The sequence below is a fragment of the Phenylobacterium montanum genome (assembly GCF_018135625.1).
GTDB lineage: Bacteria > Pseudomonadota > Alphaproteobacteria > Caulobacterales > Caulobacteraceae > Poindextera > Poindextera montana.
In genome coordinates, this window is record NZ_CP073078.1 from 3,118,281 (window position 1) to 3,132,873 (window position 14,593).

Below are 14,593 nucleotides of genomic sequence, written 5' to 3' on the forward strand. Positions count from 1 at the left end.
TCCTTGCTGGACGGCGCCGACCCGCGCTGGCGGCTCGCCGCGCAGGGCCTGCATCGTCAGTTTTCATGAGGCGTCATCGCCGGACCGGTATTCGGTTCGGGATGGGCGCCCTTGGGGAATACTCTAGGGGGCGGGTGGTTAAGTTAGGGTGAGCCGCCTGCGGTATCCGGGGCCTGATCGGGCGGTGCGAAAGCGTCCTTACCCAGATTGAGCGCCTGACCAGCGGGGCGCCTCCATCTGGGATTTGCGCCAGGCTGCGCGCAGGGCTTCGCGCCGCGCGGGGTAGCGTTCGTCGACGAAATCGGCCGCCACCACCCGGTCGGTGCGGAAGTGGCGGAAGTCCTGGCGCAGCTCGCACCAGGCGGCGATCACCCGAGAGGTCTCGTAGTAGCCGATGGCGATCGGCCAGACGGTGCGCTCGGAGGTCGCGCCGCCCTCGTCGCGATAGGTCAGGGTCAGCTTCTTCTGCGCCCGGATCCAGGCGCGCAGGCGGCTAAGGTCGAGGGCGTCGGCCACCAGCCGGGGCCGCCCGGCCGCGGTGCCGGTGGCTTCCAGAAGGAACGGGCGCAGGTGACCCGGGATCACCGCGCCGATCTTGGCCACCAGGTCGCGGGCCGCCCTGGCCAGCTCCGGGTCCGCCCGGCCGGCGACCCATTGGGCGCCCAGCACCGCCGCCTCGATCTCGTCCGGCGTCAGCATCAGGGGCGGCAGGTCGAAGCCCTTGTCCATCAGATAGCCGATGCCCGCCTCGCCTCGCACCGGCACCCGTTGGGCCAGCAACTCGGCGATGTCGCGATAGATGGTGCGGACCGAAGTCTCCAGCTCCTCGGCTATCGCCTGCGCAGTCACCGGCGCGTGTGCCCGGCGCAGGATCTGGATGATCTGGAACAGCCGCTCGGCGCGTCTCAATGCCGGAATCCTTCCTGACCAATCGATGTCGGCAGCATGTCAGCACGCTCCTGACACCATGCTGTCAGGAGCGACGGACTAGGGTCGAAGTCAAGACAACGGAGACGCGCCATGATCACGCTCTACACCTTCGGCACGAATTTCGGCCTGCCCGATCCGAGCCCCTTCGTCCTGAAGACCGAGGTGCAGCTGAAGATGGCCGGCCTGGACTATCGCAGCCAACTGGGCGGCCTGCCGACCGCGCCCAAGGGCAAGCTGCCCTATATCGACGACGACGGGGTGGTGGTGGCCGATTCCGTGTTCATCCGCGCCTATCTGGAAAAGACCTACGGGATCGACTTTGACGCCGGCGTCAGCCCTGGCCGCCGCGCCCTGGCCTGGACGGTGGAGCGGATGGTCGAGGACCATCTCTATTTCGTCATGCTGCACGCCCGCTGGACCGACGACGAGAATTTCGCCAAGGGGCCGGCGCATTTCTTCGACGCCGTGCCTGAGCCTATGCGCGAAGAGGTGCGCCGTCAGGCCCGCGAGCGGGTGGCGCAGAACCTGCACGGCCAGGGCTTGGGACGGCACTCGCCGGAGGAGATCGGCGACGTGGCGGCGCGCTCGATCGCGGCCCTGTCCGAACTGCTGGGCGGTCTGCCTTATCTGGGCGGGGAGAAGCCCTGCGGCGCCGACGCCAGCCTGTTCGGCCTTTTGGCCGGAGTGATGACGCCCCTGTTCGACACCAGCATCCGCCGGGCGGCGTTGTCGCACGACAACCTCGTGGCCTACGAGCGGCGGATGATGGCGCAGTACTATCCGGAGTTTGCCTGACAGGACACGGGGCGTGGGCGGCCTGAGCCGCCACGCCGCGCGCCCTTGCCACATCTCCTGGCTGTGCTTTGTTGCGGGCGATCCGAAGGCGCCGCCAGGAGGCCGCATGCTCGACCGCCGCGAATTTCTGCTTTCCTCCGCAGCGTCGGCGCTGCTGCCGGCCGCCGCACGGGCGGCCGGCGACGCGGACGGGCGGCTGAACAGCCTGTTCGACGCCCTCTTCCAGGCCGAGTTGCGGCGCAATCCCGAGATGGCCACCCAGCTGGGCCTCGACAAAGGCGCCAACTACGACCTCAAGAGCAGGCTCCGGGACGAGTCCCTAGGCGCGGTGGCGACGCACAAGGCCGAGACCCTGGCCGACCTGAAGCAGCTGAAGGCGATCGACCGCGGCGCCCTCGGCCCCGCCGCCAGGGTCAATTACGACACCGTCCTCTATCAGCTCGAGGCCCGCGCCGCAGTGCAGCGCTTCGACTTCGGCGGCTCCAGCTATGGCCCTTCACCCTATGTGATCAGCCAGCAGTCGGGCGCCTATCAGAGCGTGCCGGAGTTCCTGGACACCAAACACGCGATCGTCCAGCAGAGCGACGCCGAGGCCTATCTGAACCGCATCTCGGGCCTGGCGCTGGAGCTGGACAAGGAGACCGACCGCCTGCGCCACGACAGCGGCGAGGGGATCGTCCCGCCAGACTTCATCCTCGACCTGACCCTGGCGCAGATGCAGGCCCTGGATATTCCCGGCGAGCAGTCGGTAATCGCGACCTCGATCGCCCGCCGGGCCAAGGCCGCCGGCCTCGGCGACGCCTATGGCCACAACGCCGCCCGCCTCTTTGACCAGCGGGTCCGCCCGGCGTTGCAGCGGCAGATGACGGCGGTCAAGACGCTAAGGACCAAGGCCAGGCACGACGCGGGCATCGGCCATCTGAAACAGGGGCCGGAATTCTACGCCGCGGCCCTGAAGTCGACGACCACCACCTCGCTGTCTCCGGACGATATCCACAAGCTGGGCCTGGACCAGGCGACCGAGATCGGGGCCCGGATCGACGAACTGCTCAAGGCCCAGGGCCTGACCCAGGGAACCTTGGCCCAGCGGATCAAAGGCCTCTACGCTGACCCGGCCTCGTTCTTTCCGAATACGGACGAAGGCAAGGCCCTGGCGATCGCCTATTGCAATGGCCGCCTCGACGCCATCCGCCCCAAGCTGCCGACCCTGTTCAAGCGTCTGCCGCCCTACAAGTTCGAAGTCCGGCGCGTGCCGCCGCAAACCGAGGCGGGCGCCGCCTCGGCCTTCAGCCAGGGGCCGGCCCTGGACGGTTCGCGGCCGGGCCTGGTCTATATCAACCTGCGCGACACGGCCGAGTGGCCCAAGTGGTCCCTGCCCAGCGTCACCTTCCACGAGGGCCTGCCGGGGCACCAGCTGGAGGGCGGCCTGGCGCTCTCAAACACAGACCTGCCGATGATTCGAAAGGCCAGCGGCTTTTCCGGCTATGCCGAGGGCTGGGCGCTCTATGCCGAGCAGTTGGCCGACGAGATCGGCATGTATGCGGACGATCCCCTGGGACGGATCGGTTATCTGCGCTTCCAACTGTTCCGCGCCGGGCGCTGCGTGGTCGACACCGGCCTGCATCACCTGGGCTGGAGCCGCGAGCAGGCCATCCAGTATTTCGTCGACCTGGAGGCCGACGCCCCCGGCTTCGCGGCCCGCGAGGTCGAACGCTACTGCGTCAACCCCGGCCAGGCCTGCAGCTACAAGCTGGGGCACACGGTCTGGACCCAGCAACGGGCCAAGGCCCAGGCCGCGCTGGGCCCGCGTTACGACATCAAGAACTTCCATGAAGCCGGCCTCGGCTGCGGCCGCGTGCCTCTGGAGGTGTTGGAAGGCGTGATCGGCGACTGGATTGGCCGGACGAAGGCGGCCTAGAACCGCGACGCCGTCAGCTTAACGTCGGCGAATTTCCAGCTCTGCTCGAAAGCTTTGCGCGCCTCGGCCGCGTCGGCGGTCCTGCCCTGAGCCTCCAGCGCCTGGGTGAGGCCGTAGAGCGCCCAGCCGTCGCCGCGATAGGTCTTCAGGCTCTCACGATAGACCGCCTCCGCCTCGGCCGGGCGATGCGCTTCCATCAGGGCCGCGCCCAGCAGGTGGCTGGTCGGCTGATGCCAGTAGGGCGGCTCGGAATAGGGCAGCTTGGCCTCGATGTCGGCGGCCAGCCGGAACCAGCGGATGGCGCCGGGCAGGTCGCCCGAGCGGCGGGCGATCTCGCCGTCCAGCGCCGCCAGGGCCAGGTCGGCCATGTCATGCGCCGGCACACCGGCCTGGGTCCAGCGGGAGAAGTCGGCGCCGGCCAGGGCGGTCAGGGCCTGCTGATCCTTCTGAGCCGCGGCAAGGTCGCCGGTGTTGGCGTGGGCGAAGCCGCGCGCCTCCAGCCAGACGGCGTTGGCCAGCTTGAGGTCGGCCGGCGGCGCCGGCTCGGCCAGGATCTCCTGCCAGCGGCCGAAGCGCAGCAGGCTGGCGGCGGGTGTGAACACATAGAGGTCGGCCTGGGGCATGTCCTTGGCCAGGCTGACCGGATCCACCGCCGTGATCAGCCGCCGCGCCGCGTCCAGCGAGGCCTGGCTGCGGCCCTCCATCTCGGACGAGGTCCACAGGAAGTGGATGTTGTGGCCGTAATAACCGGCCGGATAGTAGCCCTGCGCCTTGCACGAGGCGATGTAGGCCTCGTCCACCTTGGCCGCCAGTTCGTTGACCCTGACCGCGTCGGCATAGCGGCCGACCCGGTAGTAGATGTGCCCCGGCATGTGCACGATGTGCCCGGCGCCCGGCATCAGGGTGAACAGCCTGTCGGCCGCCGCCTCGCCGCGCTCGGGCGTGGTCGAAGCCTCGACCGCGTGGATGTAGAGGTGCAGGGCGCCCGGGTGGTCCGGCGCCTGCTTGATGATGCTCTCCAGGGTAGAGACGATCTCGGCCCCATGGCCCTTGGGCGTCGTCCCATCCGCCTGCCAGTAGTCCCAGGGCTGGGTGTCCATCATGGCCTCGGCATAGAAGGTCCCGGCGTCGAGATCGTCGGGATGCGCCTTCCACAGCCGGCCCATGGCCTGGGCGAAGGCCTCGTCCATGGCCTTGCGATCGGCCTTGGGATCGGCGGAATAGCGCGCCGCCAGGGCCTCGATCCACTCGCGCTCTTCCGGCGAGGCGTTGGGCTCCAGCGCCTTGGCCTTCATGAGCGCCTGCCAGGCGGGCGCCACCGCATCGTCCGGCATGGGCAGGTTGATGTTGGGGCCGAGGGCCATGGCCACGCCCCACCAGCACATGGCGCACGCGGGATCCAGCCGCGCCCCCTCGCGGAACGAGCGGATCGCCTCGGCGTGGTTGAAGCCGAACATCAGCTTGATCCCCTGGTCGAAGAACAGCTGCGTCCGGGCATTCCTGGTCGAAATGGCGTGATGGTGGGCGCCGAGGTTGTCGAACACCGGCGCGCCGGGCTTGTCCGCCTGGCCGGCATAGACGGCGGGCATGGGGGCCAGGCCCATGTTCATCGGCCCGGACATGCTCATGCCCGGCATGTCCATGCCCGCGGGCTTGGCCGCAGGATCGGCGGCGAGGGCGGCGGCCGGCGCGGCCAGCAGAGCCAGGGCGACGGCGCGCCCCACGGTTTTGGCGATCATGGTCGGTCCCCCCGGATGATGACCAGCGCAGGATAACGCCGATATGCGCTTGAAGTCATACGCCGATCCCTCTTTTCCCGATCAGCTCCGCCTGAAACAGTGCGACTCACTGTTGTCGGGAGTTGTCCATGTTTCATCGCGCCGCCGCGGGCCTTTTGCTGGCCGGGCTGATGTCGTCCACCGCCCTCGCCCGGGATGTCGTCGTCCATGCGGGCGCGCTTCTCGACGGGGTTTCGCCGACCCCACTCAAACAGGTCTCAATCCTGATCCACGACGATCGCGTCACCGGCGTCCAGCCCGGTTTCGTCAGCCCAGCGGGCGCCGAGGTGGTGGATCTGTCGAGCGAGACGGTGATGCCGGGCTTCATCGACTGCCACGTGCACATCTCGGCCCGTCTGCCGTCCAAGGCCAACGCCACCGAATACGCCCTGACCCACAACGACATCGACCGCGCCTTCGACGCCGCCGTCTTCACCCGCGCCATGCTGCAGCAGGGCTTCACCAGCGCCCGCGACGTGGGCGGCGGGGACGAGACGGTGTCGGTGCGCGACGCCATCGCTGACGGCAAGATCCCGGGCCCGCGCCTCTGGGTCTCGCTGGAGCCTCTAGGCCCCACCGCCGGCCACGGCGACGCCAAGAGCGGCCTCGACCAGGGGCTGGAGCATCCCGGCTGGGCCAACGGCATCGTCGACACGCCGGAACAGGCGCGCATCCGCGTGCGTGAGCACAAGCGGCGCGGCGCCAACCTGATCAAGATGATGCCTTCGGGCGGCATCGCCTCCACCGGCGACGATCCGCGCCAGCAGCTGATGACCGACGAGGAGATGAAGACGGTGGTCGACACCGCCCACTCGCTCGGCATGAAGGTCGCCGCCCACATCTATCCCGCCGGCGCGATCGAGGCGGCGGTGCGGGCGGGCGTGGATTCGGTGGAACACGGCTCCTTCGCCACCGCCGACACCTTCGCCCTGATGAAGGCGCACGGGACCTACCTGGTGCCGACCCTGACGGTGTTCGAGACCTTCTACGTCGCAGCCCGCGACCAGCCCGAACTGCTCACGCCCGGCACCGCGCCCAAGGAACTGGCCAACGACCAGCTGCCCAAGCGCAACCTGCCGCTGGCGATCAAGTCCGGGGTCAAGATCGCCCTCGGCAGCGACATCGGCGAGGGCGACCACGCCCAGGAGTTCACCTTGATGATCGCCAATGGCATGGCGCCGGCCGACGCCCTCTTCGCCGGCACCCGCAACGCGGCCGACCTGATCGGCGCCTCCGACCGCATCGGCTCGGTCCAGCCGGGCCGCTTCGCCGACCTGGTGGCGGTCAAGGGCGATCCTCTGTCCGACCCCAGCCAGTTCGAGAAGGTCGACTTCGTGATGAAGGGCGGGACGGTCTATCGCCGGAACGGCGCCCCGACGGCGGCGGGGGCTGGGGAATAGAGCCATGGCAGGCGCCGCCCCGCTGCTGATCGCCGGCGCCACGGGGTACGGGGCCTGGCCGGCCAACAGCCTCGAGGGGGCGCAGGCTTGTCTGCTGGCGCCAGTCGACGGGATCGAGATCGACGTTCAGCTCACCGCCGACGGTCATGTGGTGGCCCATCATGACTATCGGCTCAGCCCAAAGGCGGTCCGGCTGAATGGAGAATGGCTGGCGCAGCCCAGCCCGCCGCTCAAGGCCATGAGCCTCGCCGACCTGCGCCGCTTTGATATCGGCCGGCTGCATCCGGAGTCTGACGAGGCGCGGCGCCACCCGCACCTGGTCGGCATGGACGGGGTACGCATCCCGACGCTTGGCGAATTGCTGCAATTGCTGAAGGCCGCCGAGGGGCCGCGCCGCCTGATCTATGTGGAGATCAAGACCGATCCCCAGGACCCTAGCCATGCGCCGGACCCCAGGGCCATCACCGAGGCGGTGCTCGATGAGCTGGAGGCTCACGACTACGTCGCCCACGCCAAGATTATCGCCTTTGACTGGCAGGTGCTGCGCCTGGCCCGGGCGCGTCGCCCGGATATAGCCACTGCGCACCTTACCATCCCCGCCATGCTCAAGAGCCAGGTGAGACTGGACGCCGGCGGCCGCTCGCCCTGGACCGACGGGTGCGATCCCCTGGATCACGGCGGCTCGGACCTGGCGGCGATCAAGGCCCATGGCGGCCTGGAATGGTCGCCCTATTTCACCGAGGTCACCGCCGAGACCATGGCCGAGGCGCACGCCCTGGGCCTGCGGGTCGGCCCGTGGGGCTTGTCGAAAGGTCCGGACATCCGGCGCATGCGGGCTCTCGGCGTGTTCAGCTCGACGGTCTCGGGACCCGATTGGGGTTAGAGCCTTCTCACGCCTTCCCAACCCGCCCCAGATGGGTGTCGCCGAAGGCGGTGGCGTACTTCAGGCCATAGCCCAGCAGACGGTCGAAGGCGATGTGGGCGGTCCAGATCAGCATCAACGGCAAGGCCGCCGGGACGTGCGCCGCAATCCCGATCCCGCCCAGGAGCAGCGGCGTCGCGTAGCTGTGGGCCAGGTTGTAGCAGACGGCGCCGATCCGGCGGCCGGCGAAATAGCCGAGCATAGAGAGGTCGGGGGCCAGGAACAGGACCGCGAACCAGAGCCAGCCGAACTCGGTGCGGCCATAGGCGACCAGAGAGGCGGTCAGGATCGCGGCGGCCTCGATCTTCAGCGTGGTGCGCACGCCGCCGACAGCGCCGCGGGTAAAGGGCTCGGCGGTCTGGGATTGGGCGGCGGCGGCGATGGCGGTGTGGGCGAGGCTGGTCATGGCGGATCTCCCTGTTGGCGAGGATGATCCTGCGCGCGAGGTCTCCAGAACGGAATTCGATGGTTTCCTGCACTGGCTATTCAAATTTGAATATCTTGCCGCGCCGGCGCCGACCGAGGCCTATTTCTGCAAGTGCCCTGTCGGCGCCCACCGCGCCGGATCGTCCTAGGGCCAAGGGATCAGGAGCCCGCCCCATGCTCTACGCCATACTCTGCTACAATAACGAAGACGCCGTATTCACCTGGTCCAAAGAGGAGGATGAGGCGGTAATGGCGCGGCTGGACGCCGTGCATCAGAAATTGACGGCGCAGGGACGCATGGGTCCCTCCTTGCGGCTCCTGCCCACCACCGCCGCCACATCCCTGCGCAAGGGCGACGAGCCTCTGATCCTTGACGGCCCGTTCGTCGAGACCAAGGAGCAACTGCTGGGGTTCTACGTCATCGATTGCGCCAACCTCGAAGAGGCGCTGGAGACCGCGCGCGAGCTGGCCAGGGCCAATCCCGGCGAGGGTGGCTATGAGATCCGGCCGATCCGCCTGTTCCTGCCCGGCGGCGACGTCAGCGGCGCTGTGACTGGATGAGCGACCTGGCCTGGATCGACGCGGCCCTGACCGCGGCCCGGCCCCAGGCCATGGGCGCCCTTCTCCGCTATTTCCGCGACCTGGACGTGGCTGAAGAGGCGTTCCAGAACGCCTGCCTGCGGGCGCTCAGCCACTGGCCGCGCAACGGCCCGCCGCGCGATCCGGCCGCCTGGCTGATCCTGGTGGGGCGCAACGCCGGGGTGGACGGGGTGCGGCGCGAGAGCCGCCTGACCGCCCTGCCGCCCGAGGACCAGCTGTCGGACCTCAGCGACGCCGAGGCGGCCGAGGCCGAGCGGCTGGATGGCGAGCACTATCGCGACGACATCCTGCGCCTGCTGTTCATCTGCTGTCATCCGGACTTGCCGGCGACACAGCAGGTGGCGCTGGCCCTGCGCATCGTCTCGGGCCTGTCGGTGAAGCAGATCGCCCGCGCCTTCCTGGTCGGCGAGAGCGCCATGGAGCAGCGGATCACCCGGGCAAAGGCCAGGATCGGCGCCGGCGACGCCCCCTTCGAGGCGCCGGGGCCGGCCGAGCGGGCCGAGCGGCTCGCTGCAGTGATGGTGATGGTCTACCTGGTGTTCAACGAGGGCTATTCAGCCGGCGCGACCCAGGCCAGGGCGCGAGAGCCCCTGTGCGACGAAGCCATCCGCCTGGCGCGGCTGCTGCTGCGCCTGTTTCCGGCCGAGCCGGAGGTGATGGGCCTGTTGGCCCTGTTCCTGCTGCAGCACGCCCGCGCGGCGGCCCGGTTCGACGCCGACGGCGGCTTGATCCTGTTGGAAGACCAGGATCGCGGCCTCTGGCGGCGGCCGATGATCCTCGAGGGCCTGGCCCTGGTGGACAAGGCCCTCCGTCACCGCCGCCCCGGCCCCTATCAGGTGCAGGCGGCGATCGCGGCCCTGCATGGGCGCGCCGCCCGGCCGGAGGACACCGATTGGGCCGAGATCGACCAGCTCTATCAGGTGCTGGAGCGTATGCAGCCCTCGCCGGTGATCACCCTGAACCGGGCGGTGGCGGTGGCCAAGCTGTCAGGACCCGAGGCGGCGCTGGCCCTGATCGAGCCCCTGGCGCCGCGCCTCTCGGCCTATTTCCATTTCCACGGCGCGCGCGGGCTGTTCCTGATGCAGCTCGGTCGCGGCCTGGAGGCCCGCGGCGCCTTCGACCGCGCCATAGCCCTGGCCAACACCCCGGCCGAGGCGGCCCATATCCGCATGCATCTGGACCGGCTGGAGGCGGAGGGGCGAGAAACGGGCTGACCGCCCCTTACATGCAGCGCTGCAGCCCGCCGATCAGCTCGGCCGGAGACACGGGCTTGCGCACCACCCCGTCGAACAGGAAGCCGTCCTCATCGTCCGTCAGTTCGGAATCGGCGGAGAAGGCCAGGATCGGCGCGTCGCGGCTCGGCCCCTCCTCGGCGCGGATGCGGGCCGCCGCGGCGGGGCCATCCAGCCTCGGCATGCGAATGTCCATCAATATGGCGTCGAAGATGTCGGACTGGGCGGCGGCGACCGCGTCCAGCCCGTCGGCGGCCTCGGTGATCTCGACCCCGAACGGGGTCAGAATCGCCCGCGCCAGCTCGCGATTGGCGGCATTGTCGTCGACCAGCAGCAGCCTCATCCCCTCGATCGAAGCCGGCGATGCATCCTCGACTGCAATGTCGTCGCCGATCGCCGTCGCCTTGATCTGTACACGGAATTCTGTGCCGAACCCCGGCTGGCTGACCACCGATATCCCCCCGCCCATGGCCTCGGCCAGGCCCTTGCAGATGGCCAGGCCCAGCCCCGTGCCGCCCGTCTTCCCGGCCGTCGAGGCGTCGACCTGGGAGAAACGCTGGAACAGCTTTCGCTGCTGGGCCCGGTTCATCCCCCGGCCGGTATCCTTGACCCGGATGTCCAGGGTCTCGGTCTCAGTCTCGTAGGCGGCCAGCAGGGTGACCGAACCCGCGTCGGTGAACTTTACCGCATTGCTGATCAGGTTGAGCAGGATCTGCCGCGTGCGGTCGGGGTCGAAACGCAGCCGCTCGGGCAGGCCCGGTTGGGGCTCGAAGGCGAGGCCAAGGCTTTTGGCGTCGGCCTGAGGCGTGAACATCAGAAGCGCTTCGCGCATCAGTTCGGCGGGGCTTGCGGCGCGCGGGCGGATCTCGAACTGGCCGGCCTCGAGCTTGGAGAAGTCCAGCACGTCATTGACGATGGTCAGCAGCGTCCGGCCGGCGACATCTATGCGCCCGACATAGCTCCGTTCCTTCTCGGCCAGGTCCGGCCGCTCCGCCAGGAGCTTGGTGAAGCCCAGGATCGCGGTGAGCGGCGTCCTGATCTCGTGGCTCATATTGGCGACGAAGGCGGCCTTCACCGCCGCCGCCTTTTCGGCCGCGTCCCGGGCGGCCATCAGCTCGGCCTCCAGCCTGACGCTTCGGGTGATGTCGCGGGTGACGTCGATATATTCGCGCGATTTGCCGGCGGCGTCGCGCAGCAGGGTCGGATTGCACTCCAGCCAGATCCAGCGGCCATCCTTGTGCCGCGCGCGATAGCGCAGCGGCCGGCCCAGGCGCCCGCCGCTCTCGTTCAGGCGCCGATAGTAGTCGCCCACGCCCTCGACGTCGTCGGGGTGCATATAGGGGATGAAGGTGTCGCCCAGGAGTTCCTCGGCCGCATAGCCGGTCACGTCGGCGATCGAGGGCGAGAGGTAGAGGAAGCGTCCCTGGCTGTCGGTCCGGCTGACCACGTCGGTGGTGTTCTCGGCGACGACGCGGTGGCGCAGTTCGCTCTCGGCCAGCGCCGCCATGGCCGCCACCCGCTCGGAGACGTCGCGCAGCTGCGAGACCACCGCGACCGGCGTCCCGGCTTCGTCTCGAATAATGCTGGGGTTACCCTCCACCCAGACAAAGTCGCCGTTGGCGATGCGCAGGCGATGGGTCCGGTCTCGGGCGGGATCGACGACCCCGCTCTCGAATAGTTCCTGAATGATGCCCTGCAGCTTGGGCAGGTCCTCCGGGTGGACAAGGCTGAAACCGGAGACCCCGATCAACGTCTCCGGATCGTAGCCGTAGCGGCGGACCGAGGGCGAAATGTATTCGACGCGATCCTCTCGATCGACCTTGACCACGATGTCGGTCGAAGAGTCGGCCAGGAGGCGATAGCGCGCCTCGCTGACCGCCAGGGCCTCGATGGCGGCGTGGCGTTCGGAAACGTCGCGCAGTTGGGAGACCACCGAGACGAAACCGCCCTCTTCGTCGCGGATCACGCTGGCGGCGCCCTCGACCCAGACATAGTCGCCGTCGCCGGTCCTGAAGCGATAGGTGCGGTCCCACATGGGATCGAAGTCTTCGCCGTTCATCTGGGCGATGACGCTGAGCAACACCCTCTTGTAGTCGTCGGGATGGATGACGTCGCTGGCGCGCTGGCCGACCAGGGCGTCCGGGTCATGGCCATAGCGGCGCACCGACGGCGAGGCGTAGCGGATCACCCCGCCCTCGTCATTGGTCAGCACGATGTCGGTGGAGGCGTCGGCCAGAAGGCGGTAGCGCGCCTCGCTCTCCGCCAGGGCCTCGGCTGCGGCATGGCGCTCGGAGATGTCGCGCACCTGGGAGGTGAAGGCGGTCAGGCCCCCCGACTCGTCGCGAACCGGGGAAAAGGCGCTCTCGACCCAAACATAGTCGCCATCGGCCTTGCGGAATCGGTAGGCGCATTCCTTCGCCAGACCGCCCGGCTCGTCGATCTGGGCCAGTATGCCGGCGCGGACATGGTCCAGGTCGTCGGGATGGACGAGGTCGCCCCCGTTGAGCCCGATCAGCGCCTCCGGCCCATAGCCGAACCGGCGGATCGAGGGGGAGATGTAGCGAATCGTCCCGTCGGGCGCGCTGCTGACCACAACGTCGCTGGAGGTATCGGCCAGGAGGCGATAGCGGGCCTCGCTCTCGGCCAGGGCCTCGGTCGCCGCCACCCGCTCGGAAACGTCCCTGATCTGGGAGATCACCGAACGCGGCGTGCCGTCCGCCTCATAGACGGGCGTCGGCACGCCCTCGATCCAGACGTAGTCGCCGTCGGCCTTGCGCAGGCGATAGGTGCGGTCGTGCAGGGCGCCGATCTTGCCAGTGGTGAACAGCTCCTTGGATATGGCGTTGAGCTTCTTCACATCGTCAGGGTGCAACAGCGTCGCCAGCTTGACGCCAACCAGGGCGGCAGGGTCGTAGCCGAACTGGCGGATCGACGGCGAGATATAGCGAATGGCGCCGTCCAGCCCGGCCTTGACCACCACGTCCGCCGAAGAGTCGGCCAGGAGGCGATAGCGGGCCTCGCTCTCCTCCAAGCGCTGACGGGATGTCTCCTCCTCGGTGATGTCGCGGGTGACGCCGAATATGGCGCGGGCCACCCCGGCCTCGTCCCGCTCCACGCCGCAGCGGTAGGCGACGGTGCGCACCGCAGCGTCGTTGGCCCGGCTCAGCTGGACCTTGAGATCGAAGGGCTGGCCGGTCTCGATCGCCGTAGCGACCGCCTCGCGGATCAGCCGCTGGTCTTCGGGACGGTAGAGCGCGATCTCCTCGCCGATGTGGCCGGCGTGAGCGGCCTTGGAGAGGCCGTGGATCGAAAACATCTCGTCCGACCAGACGATCTCGCCCGTGACGAGGTCTCGCCGCCAGTGGCCGACGCCTGCCAACTCCTCCGCGAGCAAGGAATAGGCGTAGGCCTTGGCCGTCTCGGCCCGGGCGGCTTCGACCTGTAGCAGGCCGGCCTGCTGTTCCTCTTCCAGACGGCGGCGACGAGCGATGGCCGAGGCTACAGGGAGGATGGACACCGTCAGGGTCAGGAGGAAGCACTGCAGCAGCAGGACGCGCAGGTCGAGATCGCCGCGAACCAGCAGAGTCGGGCCGAACCCCGCAGCCGAGGCGGCGACCGAGACGCCGGCGGTGATCATCAGCGCCAGGGCTGTTCCGGACAGCTCCAGTTCGAAGGCGACCAGCACCAGCGTAGCCGGGACCACGAACAGCAACGGCATCCCGTTCTGCAGATTGACGCTGGCCAGGGAGAGCGCCCAGACGAACGCGGCCATGCTTCCGCGCGGGGTCGCCAGCCTCTCCCGCAGCGCGCGGAGCCCATCGCGGTTCAAGGTCAGAAGACAGGGCGTGACGATCATCAGGCCCAGGGTGTGGGGCGCCCACCAGCGGGTGGCGTCGACAGGAACGCCGTGCGGCAGCAGCGCCGGCGCGTAAGACGACAGCAGGCTGGACAGGGCCGGGACCAGCGCGGCCGTCCCCAGGAAGAGCGCGAGATGCTTCTGTCGCGCCAGGTCCAGCGGGCCGCCGGCCCATCGCCAGAGCACCGCGGCGGCGGTCAGCGTCTCGACGAGATTGCAGCCGGCGCGCGACGCCGCCAGCGCGACCGGATCGCCGATGACGAGACGGGCCAGGAGCTCGCCCAGCCCCGCGAACGCCAGGGGCCGCCACCAGGTCTCAGGGCGGGTGCGCAGCAGGATCGCCAGCACGATGGCGTTGGTCGCCCAGGCGGCGGCCGACTTGCCGCCTTCGCGCAGGAAAGCCAGGCTGAGCGCGGCCAGGACGAAGACCAGCAAGCCGACGCCCATGGCGCCGGCGAACCTCGCCACGGCCGGCCGATCGGCCGCTGGCCCGAGAAAATTGCCGCCCGACATGACACCTGATCTATGACGGCGAGTCGCCAATTTGGTTAAATCAAGGCTGCGGCGAGTTCACGCAGCCGCGAGTTGCAATAGGCCAAGGTGGACAGTAGAGCGTCGGATTTTCAAGCACTTGTGCTCGAGGCGCATGCCGCCGCATCGGCCAGATGTCCCGTGAAGCAAACTGTCAGGACCGGGGCTCTTTCGGCCGCGGTCATGATGCGCCGATAACTTTTTC

General features: G+C 68.8%; 11 protein-coding genes. 7 read left to right on the plus strand and 4 right to left on the minus strand.

Annotation, left to right across the window (positions count from 1 at the left end; all coding sequences use genetic code 11):
* Window positions 1-198: 198 nt before the first annotated feature.
* Entirely contained in the window at window positions 199-909 is a 711-nt protein-coding gene (locus KCG34_RS13960; protein ID WP_211936256.1) for a helix-turn-helix transcriptional regulator, read from the minus strand.
* Between the two features lie 111 nt (window positions 910-1,020).
* On the opposite strand from KCG34_RS13960, the gene KCG34_RS13965 reads away from it, so the two are divergent.
* Both KCG34_RS13965 and KCG34_RS13970 read left to right on the plus strand, forming a co-directional pair.
* Complete coding sequence (locus KCG34_RS13965) at window positions 1,021-1,725, plus strand: glutathione S-transferase C-terminal domain-containing protein (RefSeq protein ID WP_211936257.1); 705 nt, start codon at window positions 1,021-1,023, stop codon at window positions 1,723-1,725.
* Window positions 1,726-1,831: 106 nt separating this feature from the next.
* Complete coding sequence (locus tag KCG34_RS13970) at window positions 1,832-3,643, plus strand: DUF885 domain-containing protein (RefSeq protein WP_211936258.1); 1,812 nt, start codon at window positions 1,832-1,834, stop codon at window positions 3,641-3,643.
* Here KCG34_RS13970 and KCG34_RS13975 read toward each other — a convergent pair.
* On the minus strand, window positions 3,640-5,382 hold the full coding sequence (locus tag KCG34_RS13975; protein WP_211936259.1) for a tetratricopeptide repeat protein: 1,743 nt from the start codon (window positions 5,380-5,382) through the stop codon (window positions 3,640-3,642). The genes KCG34_RS13970 and KCG34_RS13975 overlap by 4 nt on opposite strands.
* 128 nt (window positions 5,383-5,510) lie before the next feature.
* Here KCG34_RS13975 and KCG34_RS13980 point away from each other — a divergent pair, with 128 nt between their 5' ends.
* Window positions 5,511-6,821 (plus strand): amidohydrolase family protein, encoded by a 1,311-nt coding sequence (locus KCG34_RS13980; protein WP_211936260.1) that lies wholly within the window; start codon window positions 5,511-5,513, stop codon window positions 6,819-6,821.
* Between the two features lie 4 nt (window positions 6,822-6,825).
* A complete protein-coding gene (locus KCG34_RS13985; RefSeq protein ID WP_211936261.1) occupies window positions 6,826-7,704 on the plus strand; it encodes a glycerophosphodiester phosphodiesterase family protein in 879 nt (292 codons plus the stop codon).
* Window positions 7,705-7,711: 7 nt separating this feature from the next.
* Here KCG34_RS13985 and KCG34_RS13990 read toward each other — a convergent pair whose 3' ends face one another.
* Window positions 7,712-8,149 (minus strand): DUF4260 domain-containing protein, encoded by a 438-nt coding sequence (locus KCG34_RS13990; RefSeq protein WP_211936262.1) that lies wholly within the window; start codon window positions 8,147-8,149, stop codon window positions 7,712-7,714.
* On the opposite strand from KCG34_RS13990, the gene KCG34_RS13995 reads away from it, so the two are divergent.
* Genes KCG34_RS13995 through KCG34_RS14005 form a run of 3 tightly spaced genes read left to right on the plus strand, consistent with a single transcriptional unit; the run spans window position 8,148 to window position 9,983 of the window.
* A complete protein-coding gene (locus KCG34_RS13995) occupies window positions 8,148-8,318 on the plus strand; it encodes a hypothetical protein (protein WP_211936263.1) in 171 nt (56 codons plus the stop codon). The two genes, KCG34_RS13990 and KCG34_RS13995, sit on opposite strands and share 2 nt — an antisense overlap.
* A 25-nt stretch (window positions 8,319-8,343) precedes the next feature.
* A complete protein-coding gene (locus tag KCG34_RS14000) occupies window positions 8,344-8,730 on the plus strand; it encodes a YciI family protein (RefSeq protein ID WP_211936264.1) in 387 nt (128 codons plus the stop codon).
* On the plus strand, window positions 8,727-9,983 hold the full coding sequence (locus KCG34_RS14005) for an RNA polymerase sigma factor (RefSeq protein ID WP_211936265.1): 1,257 nt from the start codon (window positions 8,727-8,729) through the stop codon (window positions 9,981-9,983). Before KCG34_RS14000 ends, KCG34_RS14005 begins: the two co-directional genes overlap by 4 nt.
* Window positions 9,984-9,990: 7 nt before the next feature.
* On the opposite strand, the gene KCG34_RS14010 is transcribed toward KCG34_RS14005, so the two are convergent.
* A complete protein-coding gene (locus KCG34_RS14010; protein WP_211936266.1) occupies window positions 9,991-14,370 on the minus strand; it encodes a PAS domain S-box protein in 4,380 nt (1,459 codons plus the stop codon).
* Between the last annotated feature and the right edge of the window lie 223 nt (window positions 14,371-14,593).

Bases quoted from the DNA above. Each gene is read 5' to 3' on its own strand.
- KCG34_RS13965 (WP_211936257.1), top strand. From the start codon at position 1,021: ATGATCACGCTCTACACCTTCGGCACGAATTTCGGCCTGCCCGATCCG.
- KCG34_RS13975 (WP_211936259.1), bottom strand. From the start codon at position 5,382: ATGATCGCCAAAACCGTGGGGCGCGCCGTCGCCCTGGCTCTGCTGGCC.
- KCG34_RS14010 (WP_211936266.1), bottom strand. From the start codon at position 14,370: ATGTCGGGCGGCAATTTTCTCGGGCCAGCGGCCGATCGGCCGGCCGTG.
- KCG34_RS13990 (WP_211936262.1), bottom strand. From the start codon at position 8,149: ATGACCAGCCTCGCCCACACCGCCATCGCCGCCGCCGCCCAATCCCAG.
- KCG34_RS13970 (WP_211936258.1), top strand. From the start codon at position 1,832: ATGCTCGACCGCCGCGAATTTCTGCTTTCCTCCGCAGCGTCGGCGCTG.
- KCG34_RS14005 (WP_211936265.1), top strand. From the start codon at position 8,727: ATGAGCGACCTGGCCTGGATCGACGCGGCCCTGACCGCGGCCCGGCCC.
- KCG34_RS13995 (WP_211936263.1), top strand. From the start codon at position 8,148: ATGGCGGATCTCCCTGTTGGCGAGGATGATCCTGCGCGCGAGGTCTCC.
- KCG34_RS13985 (WP_211936261.1), top strand. From the start codon at position 6,826: ATGGCAGGCGCCGCCCCGCTGCTGATCGCCGGCGCCACGGGGTACGGG.
- KCG34_RS14000 (WP_211936264.1), top strand. From the start codon at position 8,344: ATGCTCTACGCCATACTCTGCTACAATAACGAAGACGCCGTATTCACC.
- KCG34_RS13980 (WP_211936260.1), top strand. From the start codon at position 5,511: ATGTTTCATCGCGCCGCCGCGGGCCTTTTGCTGGCCGGGCTGATGTCG.